The sequence below is a fragment of the Leucobacter aridicollis genome (genome assembly GCF_013409595.1).
Lineage (GTDB): Bacteria > Actinomycetota > Actinomycetes > Actinomycetales > Microbacteriaceae > Leucobacter > Leucobacter aridicollis.
Genome location: NZ_JACCBD010000001.1, coordinates 2,334,137 through 2,349,393, shown reverse-complemented (window position 1 = coordinate 2,349,393; position 15,257 = coordinate 2,334,137). Strand labels below are relative to the sequence as shown.

Annotated in this window: 15 protein-coding genes and 1 tRNA gene; 7 read left to right on the top strand and 9 right to left on the bottom strand. The window is 68.1% G+C overall.

The genetic code is table 11. The annotated features are described in order from the left end of the window. Positions 1-64 precede the first annotated feature (64 nt). Both BJ960_RS10910 and BJ960_RS10905 read left to right on the top strand, forming a co-directional pair. Positions 65-307 (top strand): hypothetical protein, encoded by a 243-nt coding sequence (locus BJ960_RS10910; RefSeq protein WP_121073009.1) that lies wholly within the window; start codon positions 65-67, stop codon positions 305-307. Continuing rightward, the gene (locus tag BJ960_RS10905; RefSeq protein WP_221936302.1) at positions 307-1,341 is read left to right on the top strand and encodes an SRPBCC family protein; all 1,035 of its coding nucleotides are present in this window, start codon (positions 307-309) and stop codon (positions 1,339-1,341) included. The genes BJ960_RS10910 and BJ960_RS10905 overlap by 1 nt, the downstream gene beginning before the upstream one ends. Here BJ960_RS10905 and BJ960_RS10900 read toward each other — a convergent pair. The 8 genes from BJ960_RS10900 to BJ960_RS10865 all read right to left on the bottom strand — a co-directional run bounded on the left by BJ960_RS10900 (position 1,338) and on the right by BJ960_RS10865 (position 6,839). Next, positions 1,338-1,772: a DUF3054 domain-containing protein gene (locus BJ960_RS10900; RefSeq protein ID WP_185987304.1), complete on the bottom strand. Its 435-nt coding sequence runs from the start codon at positions 1,770-1,772 to the stop codon at positions 1,338-1,340. The genes BJ960_RS10905 and BJ960_RS10900 overlap by 4 nt on opposite strands. Before the next feature lie 39 nt (positions 1,773-1,811). Beyond that, positions 1,812-2,615, bottom strand: coding sequence for an inositol monophosphatase family protein (locus BJ960_RS10895; RefSeq protein WP_185987303.1), 804 nt, complete (start codon positions 2,613-2,615; stop codon positions 1,812-1,814). Between the two features lie 53 nt (positions 2,616-2,668). Then, on the bottom strand, positions 2,669-3,082 hold the full coding sequence (locus BJ960_RS10890) for a hypothetical protein (protein ID WP_185987302.1): 414 nt from the start codon (positions 3,080-3,082) through the stop codon (positions 2,669-2,671). A gap of 52 nt (positions 3,083-3,134) precedes the next feature. Next, a complete protein-coding gene (locus BJ960_RS10885) occupies positions 3,135-3,653 on the bottom strand; it encodes a TspO/MBR family protein (RefSeq protein WP_185987301.1) in 519 nt (172 codons plus the stop codon). A 113-nt stretch (positions 3,654-3,766) separates the two neighbouring features. Beyond that, complete coding sequence (locus BJ960_RS10880) at positions 3,767-4,441, bottom strand: DUF998 domain-containing protein (RefSeq protein ID WP_185987300.1); 675 nt, start codon at positions 4,439-4,441, stop codon at positions 3,767-3,769. Positions 4,442-4,962: 521 nt separating this feature from the next. Then, positions 4,963-5,035: transfer RNA gene (locus BJ960_RS10875), tRNA-Lys, on the bottom strand. A gap of 157 nt (positions 5,036-5,192) precedes the next feature. Further along, the gene (gene nhaA, locus BJ960_RS10870; RefSeq protein ID WP_185987299.1) at positions 5,193-6,500 is read right to left on the bottom strand and encodes a Na+/H+ antiporter NhaA; all 1,308 of its coding nucleotides are present in this window, start codon (positions 6,498-6,500) and stop codon (positions 5,193-5,195) included. Between the two features lie 126 nt (positions 6,501-6,626). Then, the gene (locus BJ960_RS10865; protein WP_220663312.1) at positions 6,627-6,839 is read right to left on the bottom strand and encodes a hypothetical protein; all 213 of its coding nucleotides are present in this window, start codon (positions 6,837-6,839) and stop codon (positions 6,627-6,629) included. Positions 6,840-7,010: 171 nt separating this feature from the next. Here BJ960_RS10865 and BJ960_RS10860 point away from each other — a divergent pair, with 171 nt between their 5' ends. From BJ960_RS10860 to ilvC, 5 genes are all read left to right on the top strand, one after another. Then, positions 7,011-7,250 carry a hypothetical protein gene (locus BJ960_RS10860; protein WP_121072995.1) on the top strand — a complete coding sequence of 80 codons (240 nt, stop codon included), beginning with the start codon at positions 7,011-7,013 and terminating at the stop codon, positions 7,248-7,250. A gap of 104 nt (positions 7,251-7,354) precedes the next feature. Further along, complete coding sequence (ilvD, locus tag BJ960_RS10855) at positions 7,355-9,058, top strand: dihydroxy-acid dehydratase (protein ID WP_185987298.1); 1,704 nt, start codon at positions 7,355-7,357, stop codon at positions 9,056-9,058. 14 nt (positions 9,059-9,072) lie between these two features. After that, positions 9,073-10,929: an acetolactate synthase large subunit gene (locus tag BJ960_RS10850; protein ID WP_372430580.1), complete on the top strand. Its 1,857-nt coding sequence runs from the start codon at positions 9,073-9,075 to the stop codon at positions 10,927-10,929. Between the two features lie 2 nt (positions 10,930-10,931). Further along, on the top strand, positions 10,932-11,441 hold the full coding sequence (gene ilvN / locus BJ960_RS10845) for an acetolactate synthase small subunit (protein WP_119278899.1): 510 nt from the start codon (positions 10,932-10,934) through the stop codon (positions 11,439-11,441). Positions 11,442-11,527: 86 nt separating this feature from the next. Beyond that, positions 11,528-12,544, top strand: coding sequence for a ketol-acid reductoisomerase (gene ilvC / locus BJ960_RS10840; protein ID WP_220663423.1), 1,017 nt, complete (start codon positions 11,528-11,530; stop codon positions 12,542-12,544). 76 nt (positions 12,545-12,620) lie between these two features. On the opposite strand, the gene hrpB is transcribed toward ilvC, so the two are convergent. Beyond that, entirely contained in the window at positions 12,621-15,209 is a 2,589-nt protein-coding gene (gene hrpB, locus BJ960_RS10835; protein WP_185987297.1) for an ATP-dependent helicase HrpB, read from the bottom strand. Between the last annotated feature and the right edge of the window lie 48 nt (positions 15,210-15,257).

The window sequence follows — 15,257 nt, the reverse complement described above, 5'->3', positions numbered from 1 at the left end:
GGGACCGCGAACCCCACAGCAACCCAGGTTGACAAACTGACCGCTAGCAACGTAGGTTGACATCATGACGACCCTTCAACTCGCCGACGTTGCGGCAGACACCACGGACCCCCGGGCCGGTCTCCGCGCCATCGTCTCCCTGCGTGCGCTCGCGGACACCCTCGAGCTCAAGCAGGTGGAGGCGGCCCTCGCTGCGGGCATGAGCTGGCAGGCGATCGCCGAGGCGCTTGGCGTCACCAGGCAAGCCGTCCACAAGAAGTATTCGAAGCGGGTGCACGCGGCTCTTCGTCCTGAGCGGGGCGCATGATGGGCAGGCTCAGTTCGGCCGCGGCGACGATGCACACGCTGTCGATGACCGCGATGGAGGAGGCCTCCCGGCTTGGCGCTCGCGACACCGACATCGATCACCTGTTCATCGCGCTCGTCGCGAGCGAGCAGACGGCCGGCCAGGTGTTGCGCGGCCTCGGGGTGACGCTCGCTGCCGCGCGGCAAGCGGTCGCGGATCAGCACGCCGAACACCTCCTCGGCCTGGGCATCGACGGCGCCGCGCAGCAGCCAGGGCCAATCGTGTTCAACGAGACGAGCGGCTACGAGTGGACGCGGCGCGCGAGCGACGTGCTCAACCATGTCTCGGCGAAGACGTCGGATGGCAGCGCATCCGCGGTGCTCGCCGCCCTGATCGGCGAACCGAGCGGTTTCATCGCTGACGTGCTGGCACGCCTCGATGTCGAGCCCCGCGATGTTCGAGAACGCCTCGAGGAGGCCGCACGCATCCCGGACTTCGGGGGCGAACACGCAGGCGTAGGCCCTGGCGCCCGCACTCCGCGAGCGTTGACCCGTGCGGTCACCGGCTTCGTCCCGGCGTCGCCGAACGCGGTTTGGGCCTTGCTGACGGATCCGGAGCGGATGCCCGAGTGGGAAGAGATGCTCGAATCTGTCGACCCGGCGTCGATCACCCCGTCGCCCGGCTCAGGGGCAGCGCTAGCCGCTGGCGCGACCTGGGAGGGTTGCGGTCGCACGCATGCGCCCGATGGCAAGCCCCTTCGTGCACGGCCATCGCTGAATCGCATCTCGTTCGAGCTGATCGAAGCCTGCGAGCCGACCCGGATCGCCTGGCGGCTCAGCTTCCCCGACGAACCGAGCGCGAACACGCGGCTGCTCGAACTTGAGCTTGAGCACGCCGCAGGCGGCACGACGCTGCGTGCCCGGATCACGTGGGAGCGGCGTCGGGAACGGCGGACGTTGCAGGGCTGGGCGTTGCGCCCCGTGAGCCGGATGCTGCTCTGGCTGCAGGCGACGAAGATCGTAGGCGGGATCAGCCGCGTCTTCAGATCTGCCTAACGCTGCGGGCCGGCGGCGGCCCGCGAGCGGCCGCGCGACACGAGGAGCGCGATGAGCCGCCAGCCGAGCAGGAATGCGCCCACGGTCAGCGTCGCGACGATGACGAACGGCAACGCGGTTCCCTGGCCGGTCAGCGCCCGGAACAGCATGCCGAGGGCGACCGTGCCGATCCAGACGGGGAGACCGGTGCGCAGGATCGCTGCAGGGCGCCGCCAGGCGAGCGCGAGCAGCCAGCTGATCGCGAGCCCGGCGAGGAACGGCCAGGCGGTCTCCAACGGGCCGAGGAGCGTGGCCTCGCGGGCGTGGCTCCCGCGCCCGATTGCCGCGAACACGACGATGAGGATCGCGTCAAGCGCGAGCGCACCCGCGATCGCTGCGGCGGACGCTCGCTGGGCGGAGGGAACGGTGGTGGCTGAGGCTGAAGTGGTCACAGGCTGTTCAACTCGATTCGGTTCGGGCCGCGCGGGCCGCTACTTCCTGGCGGCGGCGACGGTCGCGATGACCGCGTCGTGGAGTCGACCGTTCGTGGCGAGCGAGCTGCCGTTCCAGGCGCTCTCGTTGCCCTCGATATCGGTGAAGCGGCCGCCCGCCTCGGTCACGATCGGCACGAGCGCCGCGAGGTCGTACGCTTTCACGTCGAACTCGGCGACGATATCGACGAGGCCCTCAGCGAGCAGCATGTACGACCACATGTCGCCGTAGGCGCGGTCGCGCCACGTCGCCTGTTCGAGCGCGAGCAGCGAGTCGAGGTAGCCCGCGAGCCGCCACTGTTCGATCGACTGGAAACTCAGTGAGGCGTGCTCGAGGTCGCTCACACCGGAGACGTGCAGCTGGCGCGGATCCTTCCCGAGCTCCTGGCCCCAGGCGCCGCCGCCGATCTCCGCCCACCAGCGCATGCCGAAGCCGGGAGCCGAGACGACGCCGACGGTCTGCACGCCGTCGACCTCGAGTGCGATGAGCGTCGCCCAGTTCGGAACGCCGCGCAGGAAGTTCGAGGTGCCGTCGATCGGGTCGAGGATCCAGCGCCGCGCGCCCTTGTCCTCGCGTCCGGATTCCTCGCCGAAGAACCCGTCGTCCGGCCGCTCGGCCTCGATCCGGCCGCGGAGGGCGTCCTCAACCGCCCTGTCTGCGTCGGTCACGAACGTGCGGTCGGGCTTCGTGTCGACGCGCAGGTCGGCCGCGCGGAAGCGGGGGAGTGAGATCGAATCTGCGAGATCCGCGAGCTCGAGTGCGAACGCGAGATCGGCGGACGGGGCTGAGGGCTGCTCGGGCATGAGACTCCGTCGTTGTTCGGGGGCGCCGTAGGGCGTGAATACCTGATTCCAGCCTAGCGCTCGGCGAGTAGCGGACCGAGTTTGGCGAGCTCCGTCTGTTCGTCGACTGCACGATCCTTCGCCGCAATGCGTGCGATGAGCGCTGCCGCGGCCTCGTGGACGAGCTCTCGAAGGTACCGTGCCGCGTCGGGCGCGGCTGCCGCGTCGTCGGCGGTGACGAGCAGTTGCGCGGTGACCACGCGCTTCGGGACCGAGACCCGCGGGTTGCGCAGGCCCGTTGTGCCGTCGCCCGGCGTGACCTCGCCCCCGATATGCAGGAACAGATCAATGTCGTAGGCGAACTCCGCGTCGGCGAGGTCCCGGCTGATTCGCTTGGGCTCGCCGTAGTAGGCCCCCTGGAGTGTGGTGCCCCCAAACACCGTCCTGAACGAGAGCCGGCCCGGTGGTGTTGTCGAGGCATCCTGCATATCGGCACAGCCTAGTAGCCGCATCGGACATTCGCGAGCGCGGCGGCCGGGGCTAGTTGAGTGCGATGATGCCGGCGTTTAACGAGGTCGCGAAGAGCAGCCAGAGCAGATAGGGGACCATGAGCCAGGCCGCCACCTTCGACCACCGCGCGGCGGAGATGGCAAATGCGATGACACAACCGATGAGCGCGACGATGATGGCCAGCGCAACCCACCAGGCGGCCTCGCCGATCACCGGGTACCCGGCAAAGAACACGGGGGTCCAGACGGCGTTCAGCACGAGCTGGATGGTGAAGAGCGTGAGCGCCGTGCTTGCGGCGTTCGGCTCGCGCGAGCGCCACCCGCTGCGCCAGACGAGCCATCCCGCGACAGCGATGAGTACGTAGAGGACGGACCATGCCGGGCCGAAGACGCTGTTCGGCGGGTTCCACGGGACCTTCGTCGCTTCCGCGTACCACCCCTCGGTGTTGGGGATGGTCGCCTGCGACCCGAGGAAGGCTACGAGGGCGACGGCAGCGAGGAGGCCGATGCCTGTCGCAACTTGGCGCCAGATGGGAGGATGTGGAGTCATGCGTCACCGCCTTGGTCGTGGATTCACAACGTACCAATGCCGACGGCCGGGCGTAAGGGGGTATCCTTCCTCGCGGGTATGCGATACGCGCGGAGGAGAGGCGTCGGCCGCCCTTAGCGCGACGGGGCCGCGTGGTTTCTCGCGCGCGCTGCGACGAAGACCACCCAGGCGAGCGCCGGCCAGATCACGAGGCGTTCGATGATGCCACCGAACCCGTACACCCAGTCCGTCGTGCTGAAGACCACTCCCAGCGCCAGGGCGATGCAGCCGAGTGTCGCGCCAACAACGCGCGGCCCGCCGGTGAACTGAAACGCTCCGATGGCAATCGCGAGGGGCCCGCCGAAGAAGAGTGGCATGGAAACAATTTGGTGCAGCACCGGAGACGTATCGAGAGAGACGAGCCCGGTGGCGATGCTCCCCGCCCCGGCGACCGCCCACAGCACGCCGGCAAGCCCGCCGAACCCGTCAGACCGGCGCAACACGATGGCGAGAAGGATCAGGCAGATACCGGAGAGGATCATCGCGCCGTTCATCACGCCGGCGAGCGGCGAACAAGCCTCGACGCCGTGCCTAGGATCAAACTCGGTCGTGCAGCCACCGACGCCGAGCTCGCTGATCGTATTCGTGACCCAGTCGTACCTGGGCTTGAACGCGAACGACACGATGATCTCGGCTGCGATGGTCGCCAGCTGCAGCACCGCAAGCGGCAGCGCGAGGGCGCGCACGGCCCGTCCCGCCGTGGGCCGGGCGTCCTCGTTGGGCTGGGAAAGACGAGGGGCTGTGATCACAACGGGTTCCTTGTCGTCGATGGGGTCGCAGCCGCTACCCAGTGGATGGGCGCAGCCTCGGATAGTTCAGATCGCCATCCAACGCGAGGCGGCGACCAGGACCCAAACGGCCAGATGTCTGCAACCGCAGCATCACTCGCCGCGTCCCTGACGTTTGGCGTCCTACGGAGATTCGTACTTCCGCGCACTCGTGGCGGCAGCAGCACTACCTGTCGCGCCGGCTCTTCCTGTAGGCGATGACCGCAGTGAGGGCGGCCACGACGACCGCGGCAGCAGTGAAGATGGTCCAGAAGATAAGCGGGGCAGTCACCCCGAAACACTAGCAGCAGAGATCGTAGTGGTTGGAGTGCGTGAGAACAGCGCCAGCGGGCTCCCCGGGGCCTTTCGCGCGGTGAAGGGCGAGGAGATACCCGCCAAACGTTCGGCCACACCCGCTACGACCGAATGAGGTGAAGGATCAAACTGATGACCTCAGAAAACCAAAGAAGCCCCGAGATCGTGATGATCTCGGGGCTAATCTGTGCGCCCTCACGGGCTCGAACCGTGGACCCGCTGATTAAGAGTCAGCTGCTCTACCAACTGAGCTAAAGGCGCTTGCTGCGGTGTGCAACGGGATATACGATAGCACGCAAATTTTCCCGTAATCAAATCGGCGTCGGAAACCGTGTATCCCGCGTGTGCCGCGCCCCAGGTATGGGGCCGCCGTGGGGCGCGACACGCCGCGGAACCCGGTGCAGCGAATTGCTTCGGGCTAGTCGACGACGAGGTTCGCCTGGGTGATCGGCTGGTCCGCCCGCTTGCGTTGGCCAGGCATGAGCACTGCAGCGGCGACGGCGACCGCGAGCAGCGACGCGACCATCACCGAGAGGCGGCCGGTATCGATGTCGCTTTCGTTGGTGAAGCTCAGCTCGGAGACGAGCATCGCGACGGTAAAGCCCACGCCCGCGAGCGCGCCGACGCCAATGACCTCGCGCCAGCGCACCGAGGAGCCGAGGGTTGCCCGGGTGAACCGCGTGAGGAGCCAGGTCGTGAGCGTGATGCCGAGCGGCTTGCCGATGACGAGGCCGAGCATGATGCCGATCGCGATCGGGTCGAAGGGGAAGCGCGACGCCCCGCCGAGCGAGACGCCCGCGGCGAAGAGCGCGAAGATCGGCACCGCGATGAACGCCGAGAGCGGGTGGAAGCGGCTGTTGAGGGTTTCGGCGACCTCGCCGCCGGCCTTGCCGCGGACGGGAACGAGGAAGGCGAGGACGACGCCGGCGATGGTGGCGTGGATGCCCGAGTTGTAGAACAGCGCCCAGGTGACGATGCCGAGCGGCAGCAGGATCAGCCAGGCCCCCCACTTCGACTGCGCGAACCACTCGCCCTTCCACCGCATGAGCAGCGCGAACGCGAGCGCGGGGGCAACAGCGATGAGGAGCGGCATGAGGTTCACGTCGTCGGTGTAGAAGACTGCGATGATCGCGATGGCGATGAAGTCGTCGACGACCGCGAGCGTCAGCAGGAACATGCGAAGCGCCGGGTTAATGCGGGGCGCGATCAGGCCGAGCACGGCAACCGCGAAGGCGATGTCCGTCGCGGTCGGGATCGCCCAGCCGTGCGCCGTGTCGGTGCCAGCATTGACGGCGAGGTAGATCGCGGCAGGGAAGGCGACGCCGCCGAAGGCCGCGGCGACGGGCACGATGGCGGTGCGTGGCGACCTCAGATCGCCCTCGACGAACTCGCGCTTGAGCTCGAGCCCGACCATGAAGAAGAAGATCGCGAGCAGGCCGTCGGAGGCCCAATGGCTCACGCTCATGTGCAGTCCGAGCGCCTCGGGGCCAATCTTGAACTCGCGAAGCCCGAGGAACCAGTCGGCGATCGGGCTGTTCGCGGCGATGAAGCCGACGAGCGCCGCGATCATGATGATGAGGCCGCCGACGAACTCCCGGCGCAGCAGACGATTGATCCTGACGATCTCGCGCCTGCTCAGGTACGCGAATAGCCGCCTGCGTTGGCGGCGCTGACTCCGTGCGGACGGATCGTGAGAGATTGGTGTTTCAGGGGTGGGATTCGCCATTGAAGACTCCTCGTGTGTGGGGTTGCTCGAACATGACGTCGACCAGACTTCCCGACACACCTAACCGCTGAAAACTATCGCACCTTGCGCCCGAAAGGCAAGGAGATGTTTGCGGACCGGCGTGGGCTACTCCACGCCATACTCCTCGTCCCGCTCCTGCATGGCGACGCTCGAGATCGCGAGCACGAGGCCAGCTGCCCAGACGCCCCAGACGATGAACCGACGCCAGTCGTGGGGCATCGTGCTCGTGCGGCGAGCCGTTGAGACGACGCCTGCCGCTGCGCCAAGGACGCCGATATTCGTGAGGTACTTACCGACCTCGATACGCTGCCGAGCCATGCGGCACCTCCTCTGCGGGATGACGATAAACGGGTGGATCGCCGTGTGGGCGTTCGATTCCACCCTAACGGCTGCAGGCTGGGCGGTGGGCTTCGCCGCGCGTCTAGGATACGCTGGGGGTATCGCGCAGGACTGCGCTTCATCACCACACCACGGAGGAATTGAGAAGACATGGCAAAGCAGAGCGAGGGTCTGTTCGAGGAGAGCTCACAGGGCTCGGTGAGCGCTGTCACCGCAATCGTCTTTATTCTTTCGTTTGTGCTCTCGATGGGTGGCATCGTGCTCGCAAGCTACGGCTTCAACCCGGCGATCGGTGCAAGCAACGAACTCTTCCTGTTCATCGGCGGGCTCGTCCTCACGACGATCGGCTTTGCGCTTCCGTTCACGGTGCTGCCGGCACTCGGGAAGTAGCCGAGCAACGCCGTCACGAAAGCGGGCGCCCGGGGGTTCACCCCGGGCGCCCGCTTTCGTTGTACGTCCCGCTTCGGGAATCTGCCAGGGCGTAGGATGAGTTCATGGCAGAGAAGTCAACTATCGATATGAAGCCGCGCAGTCGCGACGTTACCGACGGTATCGAAAAGGCCGCAGCGCGCGGCATGCTTCGCGCTGTCGGTATGGGGGACGAAGACTGGGACAAGCCCCAGATCGGGATCGCGAGCTCGTGGAACGAGATCACCCCGTGCAATCTCAGCCTCGACAGGCTCGCGCAGGGCGCCAAGGAGGGCGTGCACTCCGGCGGGGGATACCCCCTGCAGTTCGGCACGGTGTCCGTGTCCGACGGCATCTCGATGGGTCACGAGGGCATGCACTTCTCGCTCGTGTCGCGCGAGGTCATCGCGGACTCCGTCGAGACCGTGATGATGGCGGAGCGGCTCGACGGCTCCGTGCTGCTCGCCGGTTGTGACAAGTCGCTGCCGGGCATGCTCATGGCTGCCGCCAGGCTCGATCTCGCGTCGGTCTTCCTCTACGCGGGATCCGTTGCGCCCGGTTGGGTGAAGCTCACCGACGGTACGGAGAAGGAAGTCACGATCATCGACGCCTTCGAGGCCGTCGGCGCCTGCAAGGCCGGCACGATGAGCGAAGAGGACCTGAAGCGCATCGAGTGCGCGATCGTTCCGGGCGAGGGCGCGTGCGGCGGCATGTATACCGCGAACACGATGGCGTCGATCGCAGAAGCGCTCGGTATGAGCCTTCCGGGGTCGGCGGCTCCGCCCTCGTACGATCGCCGCCGCGACTACTTCGCGCATCGCTCGGGCGAGGCCGTCGTGAACATGATCGCCAAGGGCATCACCGCGCGCGACATCCTCACGAAGAAAGCGTTCGAGAACGCGATCACGCTCCTCATGGCCTACGGCGGGTCAACGAACGCGGTGCTGCACCTGCTCGCGATTGCGCGCGAGGCCGAGGTCGACCTCACGCTCGCGGACTTCAACCGCATCGGCGCGAAGGTCCCGCACCTCGCCGACATGAAGCCGTTCGGTCAGTACGTCATGGCCGATATCGACCGTCAGGGCGGCGTCCCCGTCGTGCTGAAGGCCCTGCTCGACGCGGGCCTGCTGCACGGCGATGCGCTCACGGTCACCGGTAAGACCATGGCCGAGAACCTCGCGGAACTCAACCCAGACCCCATCGACGGCAAGGTCATCCACCACCTCGACGACCCGATTCACGCAACCGGCGGCCTGACGATCCTGCACGGCACGCTTGCTCCCGAGGGCGCCGTGGTGAAGACCGCGGGATTTGACGCCGACGTCTTCGAAGGCCCGGCGCGGGTGTTCGAGCGTGAGCGCGCCGCGATGGACGCGCTCACCGAGGGCAAGATCGGCAAGGGCGACATCGTCGTCATTCGCTACGAGGGCCCCAAGGGCGGCCCGGGCATGCGCGAGATGCTTGCGATTACTGGCGCGATCAAGGGCGCGGGCCTCGGAAAAGATGTACTACTATTGACGGACGGCAGATTCTCGGGCGGCACAACCGGCCTGTGTATCGGCCACATCGCGCCTGAGGCCTCGGATGGAGGCCCAGTGGCGCTCGTGCACGACGGTGACCTGATTCGGGTTGACATCGCGGCACAGACGCTCGATCTGCTGGTAGACCCCGCTGAGCTTGAGGCCCGACGTGCGAACTGGGCCCCGCTTCCTCCGCGCTATACGCGAGGAGTGCTCGCAAAGTACGCGAAGCTCGTGCATTCGGCATCTGAGGGTGCCATCACCGGCTAGTTCCCACACTCGTCTTGCGCCGGGTCGTCTATGGTCCGCGCTCATCCACCACCGTAAGAAAGCAAAGAATGACCCTCGAGTCGAACGCTATTCAACGTCAAACAGGGGAGCCGCCTGCCCGCGGCGAACGCATGACCGGCGCGATGGCTGTAGTCCGCAGCCTTGACGCGCTTGGGGTCACCGATGTCTTCGGTCTCCCCGGCGGCGCCGTCCTCCCGCTCTACGACACGTTGATGGGGGATGAGCACCTCCGTCACGTCCTCGTGCGCCACGAGCAGGGCGGCGGCCATGCCGCGGAGGGCTATGCCGCAGCGTCCGGCAAGGTCGGCGTCGCAATCGCAACGTCGGGCCCCGGCGCGACGAACCTCGTCACCGCCATCGCCGACGCGTACATGGATTCGGTGCCGCTGCTTGCGATCACCGGCCAGGTGTTCTCGCACCTGATGGGCACCGACGCGTTCCAGGAGGCCGACATCATGGGCATCACGATGCCCATCACCAAGCACTCCTTCCTCGTGAAGACTGCGGAGGAGGTGCCGGCCGCGATCGCCGCCGCGTACCACCTTGCGTCGACCGGACGCCCCGGCCCCGTGCTCGTCGACATCACGAAGGACGCGCAGGAGGGCGAGGTCGACTTCGTCTGGGACCCGCGCGTCGAGCTGCCCGGCTACCGCCCGATCACGAAGGCGAACAGCAAGCAGATCCAGGCCGCGGCCGAGCTCATCGCGGAGGCGCAGCGCCCCGTGTTCTACGTCGGCGGCGGCGTGGGCCGCGCCGGCGCGGCCGAGGAGCTCAAGCAGCTCGCAGAGCTCGTTGGCGCCCCCGTCGTCACCACGCTGATGGCGCGCGGCGTGTTCCCCGACTCGCACCCGCAGCATCTCGGGATGCCCGGCATGCACGGCACCGTTCCGGCGGTGCTCGCGCTGCAGGAGTCCGACCTCCTCATCACGCTCGGCGCGCGCTTTGACGACCGGGTGACTGGCAAGGCGGCGCTGTTCGCACCCGATGCGAAGGTCATCCACGCCGACATCGATCCCGCCGAGATCGGCAAGATTCGCGCGGCAGATGTGCCGATCGTTGGCGACGCTGCAGATGTCATCTCCGACCTCATCGCCGCGGTGTCGACCGCGAAGCTCGGGCGCGATTTCGCGGATACGACCGCCTGGTGGGACCGCCTGCGCGGCCTGCAGGAGACCTACCCGCTCGGGTACGCCGAGACGAGCGACGGCCTGCTGTCGCCGCAGCACGTCATCCAGCGGATCGGCGAGCTCACCGGCCCCGAGGCGATCTACGCGGCGGGCGTTGGCCAGCACCAGATGTGGGCCGCTCAGTTCATCAAGTACGAGCGCCCGAACGCCTGGCTGAACTCCGGCGGCGCCGGCACGATGGGCTACGCAGTCCCAGCCGCCATGGGCGCGAAGGTCGCCGAGCCCGAGCGCACGGTCTGGGCGATCGACGGCGACGGCTGCTTCCAGATGACCAATCAGGAGCTCGCGACCTGCGTCGTGAACAACATCCCGATCAAGGTCGCGGTCATCAACAACTCCTCGCTTGGCATGGTGCGCCAGTGGCAGACCCTCATCTATGACGGCCGCTACTCGAACACCGAGCTGAACACGGGCCACGGGTCGCAGCGCGTGCCCGACTTCGTGAAGCTTGGCGAAGCGTACGGCTGCCTCGCGATCCGCGTGGAGAAGGAAGACGAGATCGACGCCGCGATCAAGCTCGCGCTTGAGACCAACGATCGTCCTGTGGTGATCGACTTCGTCGTGAGCGCCGACGCGATGGTGTGGCCGATGGTCCGCCAGGGCACGTCGAACAGTGACATTCAGTATGTCCTTGAGCAAGCCCCCGAGTGGGAGGAAGAGTAATCATGGCTCGTCACGTACTCAGCCTCCTCGTCGAGGACAAGCCTGGCCTGCTGACCCGCGTCGCAGGGCTGTTCGCTCGGCGCGGCTTCAACATCGAGTCGCTCGCCGTCGGTCCGACGGAGATGGACGGCCTCTCGCGGATCACCGTCGTCGTCGACGAAGACGAGGTGCTGCTCGAGCAGGTCACCAAGCAGCTGAACAAGCTCGTCAACGTCATCAAGATCGTGGAGCTCGACGCGAGCAACTCGGTGCAGCGCGAACACGTGCTCATCAAGGTGCGCGCCGACAACCAGACGCGGTCGCACGTGCTCGAAGCCGTGAGCCTGTTCCGGGCACGCGTCGTTGACGTCGTGCCCGAGGCGCTCACGATCGAGGTGACGGGCGACTCCGGCAAGATCGAGGCATTCCTGCGCGTGCTTGAGCCGTACGGGATCAAGGAGATCGCACAGTCGGGCCTCATCGCTATGGGCCGCGGCTCGAAGTCGATTTCCGAGCGCGTCTTCAAGGTTTAGCCGCGCGGTCCCGGCGTCGCCCGGGGCTGCACCAGATTTCACAGTTTCATACACCACACAACAAAGGAGAACGGCCAGTGGCTGAAATGTACTACGACAGCGATGCAGACCTGTCGATCATTCAGGGCAAGAAGGTTGCCATCGTCGGATACGGCTCGCAGGGACACGCGCACGCGATGAACCTCCGCGACTCGGGCGTCGAGGTCGTCATTGCGCTGAAGGACGGCTCTAAGTCGATCCAGAAGGCCGAAGAGGCTGGCTTCGCGGTGAAGAACGTGGCAGACGCGGCAGAGTGGGCTGACGTCATCATGCTGCTCGCGCCCGACCAGCACCAGCGTGGCATCTACAACGATCACGTCGCTCAGCACATGACCGAGGGCAAGACGCTTGCCTTCGCTCACGGCTTCAACATCCGCTACGGCTACATCGAGGCCCCGGCTGGCGTCGACGTCATCCTCGTCGCCCCGAAGGCTCCCGGCCACACCGTGCGCCGCGAGTTCGAGGCCGGCCGCGGCATCCCCGACATCATTGCAGTCGAGGTCGACGCGTCGGGCACCGCGTGGGAGACGGCGAAGTCGTACGCGAAGGCAATCGGCGGCACCCGCGCGGGCGTCATCAAGACGACCTTCACCGAGGAGACCGAGACCGATCTCTTCGGCGAGCAGGCTGTGCTCTGCGGTGGCACCAGCCACCTCGTGCAGGCAGGCTTCGAGGTGCTCACCGAGGCTGGCTACCAGCCCGAGATCGCGTACTTCGAGGTGCTTCACGAGCTCAAGCTCATTGTCGACCTGATGTGGGAGGGCGGCATCGCCAAGCAGCGCTGGTCGATCTCGGACACCGCTGAGTTCGGCGACTACGTTTCGGGCCCCCGCGTCATCGACGCAGGCGTGAAGGAGCGCATGCAGGGCGTCCTCAAGGACATCCAGGACGGCGCGTTCGCGAAGCGCTTCATCGAGGACCAGGACGCGGGCGCACCCGAGTTCACCGCGCTCCGCGAGAAGGAGGAGTCGCACCCGATCGAGAAGACCGGCGTCGAGCTCCGCAAGCTCTTCGCATGGCAGCAGCAGGACTCGGACTACGTCGACGGCAGCGCAGCGCGCTAAGTACGACGCGGCCGAACGGCTGACGAACACAGCCCCGGGAAGCATCGCTTCCCGGGGCTGTGTGCTGTGACGGGGCTCAGCGCCCCATGGCCCGCTTCGTGCGTGCGGTCGCCTCGGCAGCCCACGGGTCCTCCGGCCACGGATGCTTCGGGTATTTGCCCCGCATCTCGCGACGCACGTCTTGATAGGGGCCGTTCCAGAAGGAGGCGAGGTCGCCGGTCACCGCGAGCGGCCGGCGTGCGGGGGAGAGCAGGTGAAACAGCACGGGCACGCGCCCGCCGACGAGTCGGGGAGTGTCTCCGAGTCCGAAGACCTCCTGGAGCTTCACTGCGACGATCGGGCGGCCGTCGCCGTCGAGCGCCTCCGCGTAGTCGATGGCAACAGTGGAGCCCGACGGGACGGGGAGACGCTCGGGCGCGAGCTCGTCGAGCCGCACGGCTTCCGGCCAGGGGAGCAGCCTGCGGAGCCCACCGGTGACGTCAAGGGCCGCGAGCGACGCCTTCGGGCTTAACCTTGCGAGGTCGGGGCCGAGCCAGTCTGTGATGGTGTCGAGGAGCGCCCGGTCCGTGACGTCCGGCCAGGGCTCGCCGAGCTCGCGATGCAGGAGCGCGAGCCGGGCGCGCAGGTGCCGGGCCGCGTCAGTCCAGGTGAGCGCCGCGAGTCCGGCCTCCTGCAGGTGGGCGGCGAACGCGGGGCCGGCGTCCTCGGGGCGGGGCGACGCGGGGCTCGCCGACAGCAGGATCGCGCCGAGCCGATCCTCCTCGCGCACCCGCACCCTGCCGTCATCGAACCTGGCGACCCGCGTGCGCGACCGCAGCGTTCCACCGATCTCCGCGGCGTCCTCCGCGGTCATCGCGGCGGCGAGGCGGATCACTGCGCCGGTGCCGTCCGCCGCTCGCCCCTCGGCGCGCTGCACCTCGCGCACCGCGATCCACTCGGAGGCAACGAGCGGGCTGCCGTCGGGGAGCGCGGCGCGGGTGCCGCTCGCGAACAGGTAGCTGCGGGAGTGCTCGCCCGTCCGCCTGGCGATCCACTCGGGCCGGGCGAGCGCGGTGATGCGACCGGCGCTTGCTCCGTCCGAGGCCGCGCCACCGGGCGTCTCACGGGAGCCGCGCAGTTCGTCGGCCGCGATCCTCGCGAGGCGCTTCGCTTCCCGGCGCCAGCGGTCCGCGCCCGGCTGGCGCCCGCTGCGGAGGCCACGCAAGAGGCCCGCGAGATCGGCGTCGCTCGCGCGATAGTCACCGGAGAACGCGGCGACGGTCTCGCCAACGCGATCAGGATCGCGGACGTCGTGCACCCCCGCGAGCAGTGCGCGGGCCTCGCGCACGCCGAACGGGAGACTCGCGACCCGCGATCCGAGCGCCGTGACCCGGTCGTTCGCGTCGGTCAGTTCGAGCGTCCGGAGCGTTTCCAGCGCCCGTGCCATCGCGGCCCGCGGCGGCGGCGTTGTCAGGCGCAGGCCCGCGGCACCCGGGGTGCCCCAGGCGGCGAGCAGCAGCGCGGCGTCGGTGAGATCGGCAGACAGGATCTCGGGAGTCACAGCCGCCGGCATGCGGGCGAAATCCGTCTCCGAGTACGCGCGGATCGCCCGGCCCGCGCCCTCGCGCGCGGCTCGACCCGCCCGCTGTTCGGCGCTCGCGCGCGACGCGCTCACGGTCACGAGGCCGGTCATGTCTCGCGCCTGGTCCCGCCGGGCCTCGCGGGAGAGGCCTGCATCGATGACGAGCCGGAGACCTGGCACCGTGAGCGAGCTCTCGGCGAGCGCGGTGCTCACGATGATTCGCGGGGCGTCGTGGGGGAGCCGGCCGGAGACGGCCCGATCCTGATCGCGTGCGGGGAGCCTGCCGTGCAGCGGAAGGATCTCGACCGTGCCCGATCCGAGATCTGCGGCCCGGCCACGGGCGAGCCGGACGACCTCGTCGACCTCCCACGCGCCCGGGAGGAACACGAGCGCGTCGCTGCCCGAGGCGGCCTGCTCCGCGACGGCGAGATCGGCGACGTGCGCGAGGAAATCTCGGCTCACCCCGCGGTCATCGAGGCGCTGGCTCGGCGAGGGAGCGTACTCCACGGACAGCGGATGCAGCGGCGACGGGACGTCGACAACCGCGGCCGCGAGGTGCTCGGCGGTAACGGTCGAATCGAGCGTCGCCGACATCGCGACGACGATGAGCTCTGGTCTGAGCTCACGGACCTCGGCGAGCATCCCGAGCAGCATGTCGCTGTCGACTGAGCGCTCGTGGACCTCGTCAAGGATGACCGCTCCGACGCCGTCCAGCGCCGGATCTGACAGGAGCCGCCGAAGCAGCACGCCCGGGGTGAGCGCCTCGACCACGGTGTCGTCGCCGACGCTGCGTTCGCCGCGCACGGTGAAGCCGACCGGGCCGCCGAGCGGGCTCCCGTCGAGGGCGGCGAGCCGCCGCGCCGCCGCCCGGACCGCCACCCTGCGCGGCTGGCTGAGGAGCGTCACCTGCGGCTTGTCTCCCGCGGGCGTGAGCCGCGCGACGACGTTCGCGGCGAGCGCCGGCACGAAGGTCGTCTTGCCCGTGCCTGGCGGGGCGGTGATGACTGCCGCACCCGTCGCGAGCGCCGCCTCGATTTCTGCCGCTGCCTGCGCGACGGGAAGGCCGGCGCCGATCGTGGCGAGGTCGAAACGGTGCGCGGTCATCTGTCCATCCTAAAACGCCGCGTGGCCCCGGGAATCCCCGAGGCCACG

Coding starts and splice junctions, on each gene's coding strand:
- BJ960_RS10910 (WP_121073009.1), top strand. CDS start 65: ATGACGACCCTTCAACTCGCCGACGTTGCGGCAGACACCACGGACCCC.
- BJ960_RS10905 (WP_221936302.1), top strand. CDS start 307: ATGGGCAGGCTCAGTTCGGCCGCGGCGACGATGCACACGCTGTCGATG.
- BJ960_RS10895 (WP_185987303.1), bottom strand. CDS start 2,615: ATGCCCGAGCAGCCCTCAGCCCCGTCCGCCGATCTCGCGTTCGCACTC.
- BJ960_RS10890 (WP_185987302.1), bottom strand. CDS start 3,082: ATGCAGGATGCCTCGACAACACCACCGGGCCGGCTCTCGTTCAGGACG.
- BJ960_RS10885 (WP_185987301.1), bottom strand. CDS start 3,653: ATGACTCCACATCCTCCCATCTGGCGCCAAGTTGCGACAGGCATCGGC.
- nhaA (WP_185987299.1), bottom strand. CDS start 6,500: ATGGCGAATCCCACCCCTGAAACACCAATCTCTCACGATCCGTCCGCA.
- BJ960_RS10865 (WP_220663312.1), bottom strand. CDS start 6,839: ATGGCTCGGCAGCGTATCGAGGTCGGTAAGTACCTCACGAATATCGGC.
- BJ960_RS10860 (WP_121072995.1), top strand. CDS start 7,011: ATGGCAAAGCAGAGCGAGGGTCTGTTCGAGGAGAGCTCACAGGGCTCG.
- ilvD (WP_185987298.1), top strand. CDS start 7,355: ATGGCAGAGAAGTCAACTATCGATATGAAGCCGCGCAGTCGCGACGTT.
- ilvN (WP_119278899.1), top strand. CDS start 10,932: ATGGCTCGTCACGTACTCAGCCTCCTCGTCGAGGACAAGCCTGGCCTG.
- ilvC (WP_220663423.1), top strand. CDS start 11,528: ATGTACTACGACAGCGATGCAGACCTGTCGATCATTCAGGGCAAGAAG.
- hrpB (WP_185987297.1), bottom strand. CDS start 15,209: ATGACCGCGCACCGTTTCGACCTCGCCACGATCGGCGCCGGCCTTCCC.